This window comes from Comamonadaceae bacterium OTU4NAUVB1, from assembly GCA_024372625.1.
Taxonomy (GTDB): domain Bacteria; phylum Pseudomonadota; class Gammaproteobacteria; order Burkholderiales; family Burkholderiaceae_C; genus Variovorax.
Window position 1 is genome coordinate 1,230,795 of sequence record CP099605.1, and the last position, 13,674, is coordinate 1,244,468.

Genomic DNA, 13,674 nt, shown 5'->3' on the forward strand with positions numbered 1-13,674 from the left:
CCGGGAGCGCCCGACCCTTCACCCCTCCCGGCCCATCGGCCGCAGCACCGCCCCCGCCGACTCGTCGATCCGCACCCTGGGCAGGAACTGCGGGTACTCGCGCTGCATGAAGCCGATCAGTCCCTCGCGCACCGCGCAGCGCAGGTCGAAGGCGAGCGAGGACGAGGCGGCGGTGCACAGCACGCGCACCTGCATCGTGCGTTCGGTGGCGTCGGTCACCTGCACGTTGAAGAAGCGGCCGTCCCACTGGGGCGCGGCCTTCACCAGCCGCTCGACCTCGGCGCGCAGCGGGTCGATGGGCATGCCGTAGTCGGTGTAGACGAACACCGAGCCGAGGAGTTGCGAGCTGCTGCGCGTCCAGTTCTGGAACGGCTTCTCGATGAAGTACGACAGCGGCAGGATCAGGCGCCGGTCGTCCCAGATGCGCAGCACGACGAAGGTGCCCGTGATCTCCTCGACGCGGCCCCATTCGCCTTCGACCACCAGCACGTCATCGATGCGGATGGGCTGCGACAGCGCGATCTGCAGCCCGGCGATGAGGTTGCTGAAGACCGGCTTGGCCGCCAGGCCGGCCACGATGCCGATCACGCCGGCCGACGCCAGCAGGCTCGCGCCCACCTGCCGCGCGCCGGGGAAGGTCATCAGGATCATCGAGGCGCCCGCCAGCAGCAGGAGCGTGATGGCCGTGCGCGCCAGCACGCGCGTCTGCGTGAGGATGCGCCGCGCCTGCAGGTTGTCGGTGACGTCGTAGGGGTACTTGGCGATCAGGCCGTCGGCGAAACCGTTGATGGCCTTGATGCCCAGCCACGTCGCCGCCGTGATGAGCAGCACGCCGTTCAGGTGGCGCACGCCGTTCATGTAGCGCAGGTCGTCCGGCGCGGCCTGCCAGATGACCTGCAGCGCCACCAGCGGCAGCACGACCCGCGCCGCGCCGCTCAGGTTGAGCAGCATCGTGTGCACCACGGGGGCGCCGCGCGTCACGCGCCGCAGCACCAGGCTGGACACGCTGTGGGCGATCAGCGCGAGCGGCACGGCGAGCAGCGCCGCGAGGAGGGGGCCGAACCAGGGATGGGCGATCAGCAGGTCGAAATTCATCGTACGGGGGGTCCTTCAGGAGGTTGGCGACGCGGGCGCGTCGAGGGGTTGCAGGGGCGCGGGGCGGGTGGGGGCCGGCGGGAGGTCGCCGGCGGCTCCGGCGGACTCGTCCTCGGCGAACTGCAGGATGCGTGCCGCGTCGTCGCGCAGCTGCAGCGCGATGCCGCTGGCCAGGTCGAGCCGGCGCAGCATCCACGGGCTGATGTCGTTGTCGAACGGGTCGGGCAGGCGCACCGCGCCGGCGAGCGCCGTGGCCGGCGGCGCGGCGGCGCCCACCGCGGTGCCGGGCAGGGGCGCGCTGCCGATGGCCGCCTCAATGCGCTCGGCCGTGCGCCGCAGCGGCCCGGCGATCTCCGAGGCCGTCAGGCGGTCGCGCCGCAGCACCAGCATCGACTTCACGGCGCTGAGCTGCGCGAGCAGCTGGTAGCTGTGCGCCTGCAGGTGTTCCAGCGGCGCGATCGGCGGGCGCACGGCGCGCGGCTCCGACAGCGAACGCTGCGTCGCCTGCACCAGCGCCGAGAGGCTGTCGAAGGCCTCCTTGCGCGCCAGGCGCCAGTCGAGTTCGGGGCTGCTCTCCATCGCCTGGAGCTGGCCGAGGCCCAGCGCGAGGCGCGCGTGGCGCGCCTGCGCCCGCAGCACGCGCGCCACCAGCGCCGGGATCTGCGTGCGTTCCCAGGACGGCAGCACGTAGCAGAAGCCCCAGGCGATGGCCGCGCCGATGAGGGTGTCGGCGACGCGCTCGAACAGCGCGAAGGTCGGCGCCGCGCCGGTGTTGAGCAGGTGCGCCTGCACCAGGCCCAGCACCGTCGCGGCCACGGCCGTGATCAGGTAGCGCCGCACCGCGAAGCCGTGCGCGATGGCCTGCGCCACCACCGAGGCGGCCAGCAGCGCGAACGGCCCCGGATGCCCCGACAGCAGCCCGAGCGCCAGCACGCAGCCCAGCAGCGTGCCGGCGACCCGGTGATTGCGCCGCTCCAGGGTCTGCGAGAGGCTGCCGCGCAGCACGACCACGATGGTCAGCAGGATCCAGTAGTCGTGCGAGCCCCAGGGCAGCAGCACCGCGACGCCGTAGCCCGTGGCGATGGCCAGCGCCGCGCGGATGGCGTGGCGCAGCGGCGGCGCGTCCCAGCGCCAGATCGCGCGCAGCGGCGCCCACGACCAGGCCGTCGGGCTGACGAACATCTGCCAGTTGGCGCGCACCACGGCCAGATCGGGCTCGCGCTCGCCTCGCGCCAGCGCCGACAGCCGCATCACCTCATCGTTCATGTGGCCGATGCGGCTGGCCAGGCCGCGCGCGAGCAGCGCCGCCGTCGGGCCGGCCGGGCCGGCGCCGGGGGGCAACGCGTCGGTCACGCGGATCGCCATCAGCTCGTCGCGGCGGTCGCGCACGCGCGCCGGGTAGCGACCCAGCAGCAGCGAATCGGCCAGGGCGGCCGTGGCGTCGGCGAGCGCCTCCAGCACGCGGCGCATCTCGGCCAGCGCGGGAGCGTGCGCGGGCTCGGACTGCAGCACGTCGAGGTCGAGCTCGCTCGCGAGCAGCTGGTCGCGCATCTCCAGCACCACGATCAGCATGCCCGCCAGGCGCTGGCGCTGGGCCGTGCGCGGCGACTCCAGCACCAGGTCGCGCGTGGCCTGGATCTGGTCGGCCAGCGCGGCCTGCTCGCGCAGCAGTCGCCCGAGCAGCGGCGCGGGCGTCTCGCGCACGTCGCCGGACTCGTCGCGCGGGGTGAACTGGCGCGCCTCGGTGCGCATCAGCGCGGCCAGCGACAGCAGCACGTCGGCCACGGCCTGCACGCGGTAGCGCCCGTTGAGCGCCAGGTTGGCCAGCGTCGCGTAGACCACGTAGAGCCCCGAGCCCAGCGCGAAGAGCAGCGTGCGCTCGAACGCCTCCTCCAGGCTCGAGGGCCGGTGCGTGGCCATCGAGAAGATCATGGAGAACATCACCGCGATGGCGATCGGGATGCCGCGCTTGCCCCAGGCCATGGCCGTGAAGGCGAGGAAGGTGGCCGGCACCAGCAGCAGGCCGAGGTGCAGCGGCGCGGCATGCAGCATCTGCACCGCGAAGAACAGCGGCACGCCGATCAGCGGCGCCGGCAGCATCTGCAGGAACTTGCCCCGGCGCGGCGCGGGGAGGTCGGGTGGCGCGGCGACGATCGCGCCGACGGCGGCGGCGGAAGCCGCGAAGGCCCCCAGCCACACATGCACGCAGGCCGAGATCACCAGCAGCCCGAGCGCGACCGACAGCCCGTTGGCGATGTAGTGGCTCAGCGCCACCCGCACGGCGGCGCGGGTGCGCAGGACGGCCGCGCGCGGCGCCTGCATGTCAGCGTGCGTCGGGTTCGCCCTCGGCCGGCGCCGCGGCACCGGGGGCTGCGGCCGCCGGGGCGCCGGCCGGGGCGCGCTTCACGCGCGTGAGGCGCCGCGGCGCCGGGGCGGCGACGGCGGGTGCGGCCGCCGCGTCGTCCTCGCCGGATTCGGCCTCGTGCAGTCCGACGGTGCTGCGCGCGTAGAGGTCGCTGGCGGTGTCGGCGGACGGATCGCCCTCGGCGCGCGAGGACGAGGCCACGGCGCGGATGCGGTCGCTCGCACGCATCTTGTCGTCGACGCCCGCGAACTTCGAGTACTTCGACAGCAGCGGCACGACCTGGCCGTAGATGCGCGGCGCGGCGGCCAGGCACTCGCGGTGCGTCATGAAGTCGGACTCGCCGGTGAAGTTGCCGATCAGGCCGCCGGCCTCGGTCACCAGCAGCGAACCCGCCGCCACGTCCCAGGGCTGCAGGCCGGTCTCGAAGAAGCCGTCGGTGAAGCCGGCGGCCACGTAGGCGAGGTCGAGCGCGGCGGCGCCGGGACGGCGCAGGCCGGCGAAACGCGGCATCAGGTCGGCCATGATGGCCAGGTACTGCTTGAAGTTGTCGCCGGTGCGGAACGGGAAGCCGGTGGAGACCAGGCACTGGGAGAGCTGGGTGCGCTTGCTCACGCGGATGCGCCGGTCGTTCATGTAGGCGCCGCGCCCGCGCGTGGCGGTGAAGAGGTCGTTGCGGGTCGGGTCGTACACCACGGCCTGCTCGACCTTGCCCTTGACCGCCAGCGCGATCGACACGCAGTAGACCGGGAAGCCGTGGATGAAGTTGGTCGTGCCGTCGAGCGGATCGATGATCCAGACGTAGTCGGAATCCTTGGCGCCATGCTCGCTGCCCGATTCCTCCGCCAGGATGCCGTGGCCCGGGTAGGCGGTCAAAAGCGTCTCGATGATGACCTGCTCGGCCGCGTGGTCCACCTCGGTGACGAAGTCGTTGACCTGCTTCTGGGAGACGCGCACCGCCTCGACGTCGAGCGCCGCGCGGTTGATGATGGCGCCGGCGGCGCGTGCGGCCTTGACGGCCACGTTGAGCATGGGATGGAGGTTGGGCGACGACATGGATTGTGGGAAGAGCGAGGGATGCGGAATGCGGCGGGACGCGCGGGGGCGCGACCGTGGCGAGCGCGGACCGGCGATGCGGGGCGGCGAGAATCGGACATTTTACCGGGCGACCCGCCGGGCGTCCGCCGCCGTTCCGGTTCCTTCCGCCCCGCTCGCACACCCGTTCCCATGCGCACCCGCTTCATCCTGATCCAGACCAGCCACGCCGGCAACGTCGGCGCCGCCGCGCGCGCCCTGAAGACCATGGGCTTCGGCGACCTCGTGCTGGTGGCGCCGCGCTGGGCCAACGTGCTGCGCCGCGAGGAGACCATCCAGCGCGCCAGCGGCGCCCTCGACGTGCTGGCCAACGCGCGCATCGTCGAGACGCTCGACGAGGCGCTCGACGGCGTGACGCACCTGTGCGCGACCGCCATGATCCCGCGCGACTTCGGACCCCCCACGCGCACGCCGCGCGAGCACTTGGCGCCGCTCGGGAGCTCGCAGACGCCCGAGCACGTCGCCTTCCTGTTCGGCTCGGAACGCTTCGGCATGCGGAACGAGGACGTCTACCGCTGCCACGTCGCCCTGAGCATCCCGGCCGACCCGGCCTTCGGCTCGCTCAACCTCGGCGCCGCGGTCCAGCTCGTCGCCTACGAATGGCGCCTGGCGCTCGGCGGCTTTCCGGTGAGCGAATCGGTCGCCCCGGCCGAGGCCGCCGATGCGCGCGCCGTCGCGGGCATGCTCGAGCACTGGGAGCGCTCGCTGGTGGCGATCGGCTTCCTGGACCCCGCCGCGCCGAAGAAGCTGATGCCGCGCCTGCAGCAGCTGTTCAACCGGGCGCGCCCGACGGTGGAGGAGATCCACATCCTGCGCGGCATCGCCAAGACGATGGCGCAGCCGCAGCCGCAGCCGCAGCCGCAGCCGCAGCCGCAGCCGCAGCCCGAGGCGCCGGCCGCGACGGCGCCGCCCGGCGTGCGCGCGCCGGACTGATTCTCCCGGGGGCGCGGGACCGGCCTCCGCGCCCCGGCCGTCCGGACGCCCGCCCTCACATCCCCACGTAGTTCGGTCCGCCGCCGCCCTCGGGGGTGACCCAGACGATGTTCTGCGTCGGGTCCTTGATGTCGCAGGTCTTGCAGTGCACGCAGTTCTGCGCGTTGATCTGCAGGCGCTCCTTGCCGGCGTTGGCCTCGTCGGGCACGTACTCGTAGACGCCTGCGGGGCAGTAGCGCTGCTCGGGCCCGGCGTACTCGGGCAGGTTGATGCGCGTGGGCACCGTCGGGTCCTTGAGCGTGAGGTGCGCGGGCTGGTTCTCCTCGTGGTTCGTGTTGCTGATGAACACGCTCGAGAGCTTGTCGAAGGTCAGCTTGCCGTCGGGCTTGGGGTAGACGATCTTCTTGCACTCGGCCGCGGGCTTCAGGCGCTTGTGGTCGGCCTCGGTGCGGTGGATGGTCCAGGGGATGTGCCCGCGCAGCACCAGCTGCTCGACGCCGGTCATCAGGGTCGCGACCGTCAGGCCCTTCTTGAACCACTGCTTGAAGTTGCGCGCCTTGTGCAGCTCGGTGTGCAGCCAGCTGCGCTCGAAGGCCGCGGGGTAGTCGGTCAGTTCGTCGTGCTGGCGACCGGCCGTGATGGCGGCGAAGGCGGCGTCGGCCGCGAGCATGCCGGTCTTGATCGCGCCGTGACTGCCCTTGATGCGGCTCGCGTTCATGTAGCCCGCCTCGCACCCGACCAGCACGCCGCCCGGGAACACCGTCTTGGGCAGTGCGAGCAGGCCGCCGGCGGTGATGGCGCGCGCGCCGTAGCTCAGGCGCTTGGGCGCCTTCAGGCCCTTGTCCTGGCCCTCGAAGTACCAGCGGATGTTCGGGTGCGTCTTGAAGCGCTGGAACTCCTCGAACGGGCTCAGGTGCGGGTTCTGGTAGTCCAGGCCGACCACGTAGCCGATGATGAGCTGGTTGTTCTCCGCGTGGTAGATGAACGAGCCGCCGTAGGTGTCCGACTGCAGCGGCCAGCCGGCCGTGTGCACGGCCAGGCCGGGCTCGTGGCGCGCCGGGTCGATCTCCCAGAGTTCCTTGATGCCGATGCCGTAGCTCTGCGGGTCCTTGCCCTCGGCCAGGTTGTACTTGGCGATCAGCTGGCGCCCGAGGTGGCCGCGCGAGCCCTCGGCGAAGACGGTGTACTTGCCGTGGAGCTCCATGCCCAGCTGGAAGGCCTCGGTGGGCTCGCCGTCCTTGCCGATCCCCATGTTCCCGGTCGCCACGCCGCGCACCTTGCCGTCGTCGGTGTAGAGCACCTCGGCCGCCGGGAAGCCGGGGAAGATCTCCACGCCCAGTTCCTCGGCCTGCTGGGCCAGCCACTTGGTGACGTTGCCCAGGCTGACGATGTAGTTGCCGTCGTTGTGGAAGTTCGCGGGCAGGGCGAAATTGGGCGTGCGGGTGGCGCCGGTCTCGCTGAGCATCAGGAAGGTGTCGGCGGTCACGGGCTGGTTGAGCGGGGCGCCGCGCTCCTTCCAGTCGGGGAACAGCTCGTTGAGCGCGCGCGGGTCCATGATGGCGCCCGAGAGGATGTGCGCGCCGGGCTCGGAGCCCTTCTCCAGCACCACGACCGAGAGTTCCTTGTCGTAGAGGCCGGCGAGCTGCTTCAGGCGGATCGCGGTGGACAGCCCGGCCGGGCCGCCGCCCACCACGACCACGTCGTATTCCATGGCTTCGCGCGGGCCGTACTGGGCGAGGATTTCGTCTTGGGTCATGGGATCGTGGGATGGCAAGGGGTTGGATCGGTGCCGTCGCCGCATGCGGTGCGTGGCGACGTGCGTCGGAAGGGAATGCGTGTGTTATGGCACGCGCTGCGGACATTTTATGTACGTCGATCCCGACAGCGGCGCGCCGCCGGGGCCGTCGTCCGTCGCGTCGGCGACGGGGCACGGCGGCGCGCGGCGACCCCCCTTCAGGCCGGCCGCAGGACGATGCGCGCCTCCAGGCCGTGATCGCGGCCCGGCGGCGGCGAGGCCAGTTCGAGCCGCGCCCCGTGCTTCTGCACGATGGTCGCGACGATCGACATGCCCAGCCCGTAGCCGGCGCGCTCCCGGGCGTGGCGCACGTGGCGCTCGCGCAGGGTGGCGAGCTGGTCGGGCGTCACGCCCGGTCCGGCGTCGCGCACGGTCAGCACGCCCCCGGAGCGCACCTCGATCTCGACCAGGCCGGTGCCGGCGTGGCGCAGCGCGTTCTCCACCAGGTTGCGCAGCGCGATGGCCAGACCGTCGAAATCACCCAGCACGATGGGTGTGTCGCCGCTGTCGGGCACCTGCAGGTCGAGCCGGTCGAGCACCTTTTCGTCCTGCCAGAACTCCTGCGCCACCGTGGCCGCGAGGCGCACCAGGTCGACCCGCGCGCGCGTGAGCGCGGCGCCGGACTCGGCGCGCGAGAGCTGCAGCAGCCGTTCGGTGCGGTGGCTGAGCATGCGCAGCGCCTCCAGCGCGGCGGCGACGTCCTCGCGCCGCAGGTCGGCGTCGAGCGCGGTCTGCAGGCGCAGGCGGGCCGCGGCCAGCGGCGTGCGCAGCTCGTGGGCGGCGTTGGCCGCGAGCGCGCGTTCCACGTCCAGCGACTGCGCCAGGCGTTCGAGCAGGCGGTTGACGTGGTCGCCCACCAGCTGCAGCTCCTGCGGCAGGCCGGGCAAGGGGATCGGCTGGAGGTGCGTGCCGTTGCGCTGGCCGATCTCGGCGGCCAGGCGCACCAGCACCGCCAGCTCCTGGCGCGCGATGCGACGCAGCAGCAGCGCCAGCAGCGGCAATGCCGCGCCCAGCGGGATCACCAGCCCGAGCAGCGTCCGGTTGAGGGCCTCCCGGCGCTCGTCGAGCGGGTCGGCCACCTGCAGGAACAGCGGCCGGCCGGGGTGCTGCACGGTGTAGATGCGCCAGGCGTCGTTGGTTGCGAAACCCGGCGCCATCGGCACGTCGAAGGTGCCGGGCGGCGTCTCGGCCGAGCGCACCAGCACCCGCTCGCCGCTGTCGACGACCTGATAGATCACCGCCGCGTCCTGGAACGTCGGCGTCGGCGCGATCAGCGGGCCCCGGCTGGCCGGGTTCGTCGCGTGCGCGTCGAGGTCCTGGATGGCGATGTCGAACATGCGGTGCGAGACCTCGATCAGCTCGTTGTCGAAGTTGTGGTTGATCTCCCGGTCGACATACCAGACCACGCCCAGCACGCCGATCAGCCAGGCGCCGCCGATCCACAGGATCAGGGTGCGGATGAGGCGTCCGGCGAGCGTGTCGGCGCGGGGCGCGCCGGCGGGCGGCGTCCGGTCGTCGCGCGTCACCCGGCGTCCCCGGCCGCGTTCACCAGCCGGTAGCCGAGGCCGCGCAGGGTCTGGATGTGGTTGCGCCCGAGCTTGCGGCGCAGGCGGCTGATGAACACCTCCAGCGTGTTGCTGTCGGCCTCGTCGTCGAAGCCGTAGAGCGCGTTCTGCAGGCTCTCGCGCGTGTGGATGCGGTCGGGGCGGGTGGCCATCACGCGCAGCAGCGCCCACTCCTTCTGCGTCAGCGTCACGGGCATTCCGCGCTCGCGCACGACTTCGCGCGCCAGGTCGATCTGCAGGGTGCCCAGCACCAGAACGGGCGCGTTGGCCGCGCTGCGCCGGCGTTCCACCGCGCGCAGCCGCGCCAGCAGCTCGCCGGGGTCGTAGGGCTTGACCAGGTAGTCGTCGGCGCCCGCGTCCAGGCCGCGGATGCGGTCGGTCACCTGGTCGCGCGCGGTCAGCACGATGACGATCGGGCGATCCTTCAGGGCGCGGATCTGCGGCAGCAGCGACAGGCCGTCGCCGTCGCCCAGGTGGAGGTCGAGCAGCACGGCGGCGTACTGCGCGCCGCACAGCGCGCCGCCCGCCGCCGCGAGGCTGGGGACGGCATCGACCACGAAAGCCTTGGCGCGCAGGTAGCCGCAGACGGCCTCGGACAGCGCCACGTCGTCTTCGACCAGCAATACGCGCACGGGTGGTTTCCTCGGGCAGGGAAGGGGGAGCGGGACGGGCATGGGCCACGGTGCCGCAGCGGCGAGTCTATCGGCGGTCGCGGCGCCGGGCGTCAGGCTGCGTTAAGCGAGTCTGCCTAGGCTCGGCATTTTCGGGACCTTCACCTTGACTGCTTCGCGTGGCGCGCCGGACCGCCTTCCGTTCCTCCTCACCGCCATCGCCTTCGCGCTGTTCGCGCTGTGGGACGCCTCGGGACTGGACCTCGCGCTGGCGCGGCTCGCCGGCGGCGCCTCGGGCTTTCCCCTGCGCGAGGACCGCCTGCTCGTGCTGGGCCTGCACGAGGTCCCGCGTTTCCTGAGCATGGCCGGCGTGGCGGTGCTGCTCGTGGCGGTGCGCTGGCCGTTCGGCGTGCTGCGCCGCCTCGACGCGCGCGCGCGCCTGCGGCTCGCCCTGAGCGTGCTGGCGGCGCTGGCCGTGGTGTCGCTGCTCAAGAACACGAGCCGCACCAGCTGCCCCTGGGACCTGGCCGAATTCGGTGGCGTGGCGACCTACGTGTCGCACTGGGCGCGCGGCCTGCGCGACGGCGGGCCCGGGCGCTGCTTCCCCGCCGGGCACGCCTCGGCCGCGTTCGCCTACCTGGCGGGCTGGTTCGCGTTGCGCCGCGTCGCGCCACGGGCGGCCCGGGTGTGGCTGGTCACGGCGGCGGTCTGCGGCCTGGTGCTGGGACTGGCGCAGCAATGGCGCGGTGCCCACTACATGAGCCACACGCTGTGGACGGCCTGGGTCTGCTGGAGCGTGGCGCTGGCGATCGACGCCGTCGCCCGGGCGCGGGCAGCGCGCGCCTCGGTGAAGGAATCCGCGGACCGGGCCGCTGGGGCCGCTGTTTCCAAGCTGAACGAATCCTGAGCAGGTCGTTCAGCCAGGGGTCAGTACCGCTCCCCATGATCCACCGGGTGACCTCCACCACCCTCGATCCCGCCTCGCACCGGCCCGCGCCCGCCGACCTCCCGCATGCCTTCGAGCGTCCGCCCGGCGGCTGGCTCGCCGTCGATGCCTGGCTGTCCCGGCCGCGCTCGCCACGTTTCATCGTCGGGATGCTGAGCCTCTACCTGCTGCTGGCGGCCAACTGGCCGCTGTGGTTCGAACTCGCGCGCATCGACGGCGCGCCGAGCCTGTACCTGCGCTCGATCGCGATGATGGCCGTCCTGGTGGGGTTCGGCACCGCCGCCGTGCTCGCGCTGACCGCCTGGACGCGCGGCATGAAGCCGGTGTGGTTCGCCGTCGTGCTGGTCGCCGCCGTGGCGCAGCACTACATGCTGACCTACCGCGTCGTGATGGATCCGACCATGATGGCCAACGCGCTGCAGACCGACTTCCACGAGACGCGCGACCTGCTCGGCTGGCGTCTGGTCATCAATGTGGCGCTGGTGGCGGTGCCCGCGGGCTTGTGGCTGTGGCGTGTGCGCATCCTGCCGATGCCCGCGTGGGGCCAGGCCTGGCGCAACGCGGCGATGTGCGTCGCGGCGCTGGCGGTGGTGGTGGCGAGCGTGCTGGTCACCGCGCGCGAACTCGCCCCCCTGATGCGCAATCACGTCACGCTGCGCTACCTGAGCAACCCGCTCGCGACCGTCTACTCGACCGGCCGGGTCGTCCTGAAGCCGATGTTCGCGCACAAGCGCGCGCTGCTGCCGACCTCGGCCGGCGCGGCGCTGGGCCCGAGCTACGCGGCGGCGGGCGCGAAGCCGCCGCTGTTCGTGGTGGTGGTGGGGGAGACCGCGCGCGCCGACCACTTCGCGCTCAACGGCTACGGGCGCGACACCACGCCCGAGCTCGCCGCGCGCGGCGTGGCCAGCTGGGCCAACGTCCACTCGTGCGGCACCAACACGCTGGCGTCGGTGCCGTGCATGTTCTCCCCGCTGGGCAAGGCCGACTACGAGAGCAACAAGGACGACCGCGAGAACCTGCTGGACGTGGCGCAGGCCGCCGGACTGGCCGTGCTGTGGGTCGACAACCAGCCCGGTGGCTGCAAGGGCGTGTGCGACCGCATGCCCAACGCGGACGCCCGCGTGGGCCTGGACGCCGCCGACAAGGCCGCGCTGTGCAGCGACGACGAGTGCCTGGACGACGCCCTGCTCGTGGGCCTGGAGCGCCGCATCGAGGCCTTGCCGCCCGAGCGCCGCGCGCGCGGCGTGCTGCTGGTGATGCACCAGATGGGCAGCCACGGCCCGGCCTATTTCAAGCGCTCGTCGGCCGACATGAAGCGCTTCGCGCCCGAGTGCAAGACCAACGTGCTGGCCGACTGCAGCCACGGCGAGCTGATCAACGCCTACGACAACGCCATCGCCTACACCGACCGCTTCCTCGGGCGCACCATCGACTGGCTCAAGACGCAGTCGGCGCGCCACGCGACCGGGCTGCTCTACGTGAGCGACCACGGCGAGTCGCTCGGCGAGTTCGGGCTGTTCCTGCACGGTCTGCCCTACCAGATGGCGCCCGAGGTGCAGAAGCACGTGCCGATGGTGGCGTGGTTCGACGCCGGCCTGCAGGCGCGCGGCGGGCTGTCGACGGCCTGCCTGAAGGCCGACCGCGACACCGCGCTCACCCACGACAACCTCTATCACACGGTGCTGGGCGTGATGGACGTGGCCACGCCGAGCTACCACCCCGCGCAGGACGCCTTCGCGAAATGCCGGGGCGCCGATTTCGCTCAGGCGTCGGTGCGCTGAGGCCGGGGCACGCGGCCGAGCAGGAAGAATTCCGGGTTGGGCTGCATGCCCGCGAAGCTGGCCATGCGGTTGGACAGGCCGAAGAACGACGTGATGGCGGCGATGTCCCAGATGTCCTCGTCGTCGAAGCCGTGCGCGTGCAGCGCCGCGAAGTCGGCCTCGTCGATCTCGTGCGAGCGTTCGCAGACCTTCAGCGCGAACGCCAGCATCGCCCGCTGGCGCGGCGCGATGTCGGCCTTGCGCCAGTTCACCGCCACCTCGTCGGCCACCTGGGGCTTCTTCTCGTAGATGCGCAGCAGCGCGCCGTGCGCCACCACGCAATAGAGGCAGCGGTTGGCCGCGCTGGTGGCGGTGACGATCATCTCCCGGTCGCCCTTCGTAAGGCTGCCTTCCTCCTTCAGCATGAGCGCGTCGTGGTAGGCGAAGAAGGCGCGCCATTCGGCCGGGCGGCGCGCCAGGGCAAGGAACACGTTGGGCACGAAGCCGGCCTTCTCCTGCACGGCGAGGATGGCGTCGCGGATGTCGTCGGGCAGGCCGGCGAGCGTGGGGGCGGGATAGCGCTCGCCGGTGGCGGGCGAGGCGGGGCGGGCGGGGAGGTCGGGCGAGGTCATGGCGTCTCCTGCGGATGGGGCCGCCATGATGGCACCGGGTGGGCGCGGATCAGCCGGGCAGGGCGGGCCGGCCGTCCGGCGCCACCACCGCCAGGTCGCTCTCGTCCTTGAGCGCGATGCCGGTGGCGCCGCCCCGCAGCGCCGCGCGCATCAGCCAGGCCAGCTTGAAGGCGGCGGTCTCGTGGCCCAGGCCTTCGGGGCGCACGTTGGAGATGCAGTTGCGTTCGGCGTCGTGGCGGCCGCGCCGGGGCGTGTGGGTGAGGTAGATGCCCAGGCTGTCGGGCGAGCTCAGCCCCGGCCGCTCGCCCACCAGCATCACCGACAGCGTCGCGCCGAAGGCCTCGCCGACCTCGTCGGCCAGCGCCACGCGGGCCTGCGTCGCGATCGCGACCGGGGCGAAGCGGGTCTCCGGTGGCAGGTGCGGGCGCAGCGCGGCCAGGAGTGGAACGGCCTGGCGCTCGACGGCCAGCGACGAGAGCCCGTCGCCGATCACGATGCAGACGCCGGGCGCGGCGCCGGCCGCGACGGCGCCATCGCGCAGGCGTCGCGCGTCGTCGGCATCGAGCCGGCGGCCGAGGTCGGGTCGGCGCAGGTAGGTGGTGCGGTCGCCCGCCTGGCTGCGCACGCGCTCGACCGCCCAGCCCTCGGCCGTCAGCCGCGCGGCGAGCGCGTCGACGTCGAGCGCCGCGTGGATGGCGTCGCGCGCCATCGCGTGGGCCCAGCCGAAGCGCAGCGTCTCGTCGGTCGGCATGCCCGTGCCGACGCGTCCGAGCGCCAGCCGCGCCGGCGTGGCGCGGCGCCAGTCGCGCCAGGGATCGGGGGTGACCACGGGGGCGTCGTCGCGGCCGTCGGGGGTGTCGTGGTCGTCGTGGTCGCCCAT

Annotated in this window: 11 protein-coding genes; 3 read left to right on the top strand and 8 right to left on the bottom strand. The window is 72.7% G+C overall.

What is annotated here, in order from left to right:
• Positions 1-18: 18 nt before the first annotated feature.
• The 3 genes from NF681_09160 to NF681_09170 are packed head-to-tail and all read right to left on the bottom strand — an operon-like array spanning position 19 to position 4,513.
• Entirely contained in the window at positions 19-1,095 is a 1,077-nt protein-coding gene (locus NF681_09160; GenBank protein ID UST55321.1) for a mechanosensitive ion channel family protein, read from the bottom strand.
• A 15-nt stretch (positions 1,096-1,110) separates the two neighbouring features.
• Positions 1,111-3,417, bottom strand: coding sequence for an FUSC family protein (locus tag NF681_09165; GenBank protein ID UST55322.1), 2,307 nt, complete (start codon positions 3,415-3,417; stop codon positions 1,111-1,113).
• A gap of 1 nt (position 3,418) precedes the next feature.
• Positions 3,419-4,513, bottom strand: a complete 1,095-nt coding sequence (locus tag NF681_09170) for an inositol monophosphatase (GenBank protein ID UST55323.1) — start codon at positions 4,511-4,513, stop codon at positions 3,419-3,421.
• 171 nt (positions 4,514-4,684) lie between these two features.
• Between NF681_09170 and NF681_09175 the strand changes: the two genes are divergently transcribed.
• Complete coding sequence (locus tag NF681_09175) at positions 4,685-5,485, top strand: RNA methyltransferase (GenBank protein ID UST55324.1); 801 nt, start codon at positions 4,685-4,687, stop codon at positions 5,483-5,485.
• Positions 5,486-5,540: 55 nt separating this feature from the next.
• Here the strand turns inward: NF681_09175 and NF681_09180 are convergent, their stop codons facing one another.
• From NF681_09180 to NF681_09190, 3 genes are all read right to left on the bottom strand, one after another.
• Entirely contained in the window at positions 5,541-7,241 is a 1,701-nt protein-coding gene (locus NF681_09180; protein UST55325.1) for an electron transfer flavoprotein-ubiquinone oxidoreductase, read from the bottom strand.
• 197 nt (positions 7,242-7,438) lie between these two features.
• On the bottom strand, positions 7,439-8,806 hold the full coding sequence (locus NF681_09185; protein ID UST55326.1) for a HAMP domain-containing histidine kinase: 1,368 nt from the start codon (positions 8,804-8,806) through the stop codon (positions 7,439-7,441).
• A complete protein-coding gene (locus NF681_09190) occupies positions 8,803-9,477 on the bottom strand; it encodes a response regulator transcription factor (protein ID UST55327.1) in 675 nt (224 codons plus the stop codon). The genes NF681_09185 and NF681_09190 overlap by 4 nt, the downstream gene beginning before the upstream one ends.
• Before the next feature lie 145 nt (positions 9,478-9,622).
• On the opposite strand from NF681_09190, the gene NF681_09195 reads away from it, so the two are divergent.
• On the top strand, positions 9,623-10,363 hold the full coding sequence (locus NF681_09195) for a phosphatase PAP2 family protein (protein UST55328.1): 741 nt from the start codon (positions 9,623-9,625) through the stop codon (positions 10,361-10,363).
• A 188-nt stretch (positions 10,364-10,551) separates the two neighbouring features.
• The gene (locus NF681_09200; GenBank protein UST55724.1) at positions 10,552-12,183 is read left to right on the top strand and encodes a sulfatase-like hydrolase/transferase; all 1,632 of its coding nucleotides are present in this window, start codon (positions 10,552-10,554) and stop codon (positions 12,181-12,183) included.
• Here the strand turns inward: NF681_09200 and NF681_09205 are convergent.
• Together NF681_09205 and eutC are read right to left on the bottom strand one after the other, a co-directional pair.
• Positions 12,165-12,794, bottom strand: a complete 630-nt coding sequence (locus NF681_09205) for a peroxidase-related enzyme (GenBank protein UST55329.1) — start codon at positions 12,792-12,794, stop codon at positions 12,165-12,167. The two genes, NF681_09200 and NF681_09205, sit on opposite strands and share 19 nt — an antisense overlap.
• Positions 12,795-12,843: 49 nt before the next feature.
• Positions 12,844-13,674, bottom strand: a complete 831-nt coding sequence (gene eutC, locus NF681_09210) for an ethanolamine ammonia-lyase subunit EutC (GenBank protein ID UST55330.1) — start codon at positions 13,672-13,674, stop codon at positions 12,844-12,846.

Bases quoted from the DNA above. Each gene is read 5' to 3' on its own strand.
- NF681_09200 (UST55724.1), top strand. From the start codon at position 10,552: ATGCTGAGCCTCTACCTGCTGCTGGCGGCCAACTGGCCGCTGTGGTTC.
- NF681_09205 (UST55329.1), bottom strand. From the start codon at position 12,794: ATGACCTCGCCCGACCTCCCCGCCCGCCCCGCCTCGCCCGCCACCGGC.
- NF681_09180 (UST55325.1), bottom strand. From the start codon at position 7,241: ATGACCCAAGACGAAATCCTCGCCCAGTACGGCCCGCGCGAAGCCATG.
- NF681_09160 (UST55321.1), bottom strand. From the start codon at position 1,095: ATGAATTTCGACCTGCTGATCGCCCATCCCTGGTTCGGCCCCCTCCTC.
- NF681_09165 (UST55322.1), bottom strand. From the start codon at position 3,417: ATGCAGGCGCCGCGCGCGGCCGTCCTGCGCACCCGCGCCGCCGTGCGG.
- NF681_09175 (UST55324.1), top strand. From the start codon at position 4,685: ATGCGCACCCGCTTCATCCTGATCCAGACCAGCCACGCCGGCAACGTC.
- NF681_09170 (UST55323.1), bottom strand. From the start codon at position 4,513: ATGTCGTCGCCCAACCTCCATCCCATGCTCAACGTGGCCGTCAAGGCC.
- eutC (UST55330.1), bottom strand. From the start codon at position 13,674: ATGGGCGACCACGACGACCACGACACCCCCGACGGCCGCGACGACGCC.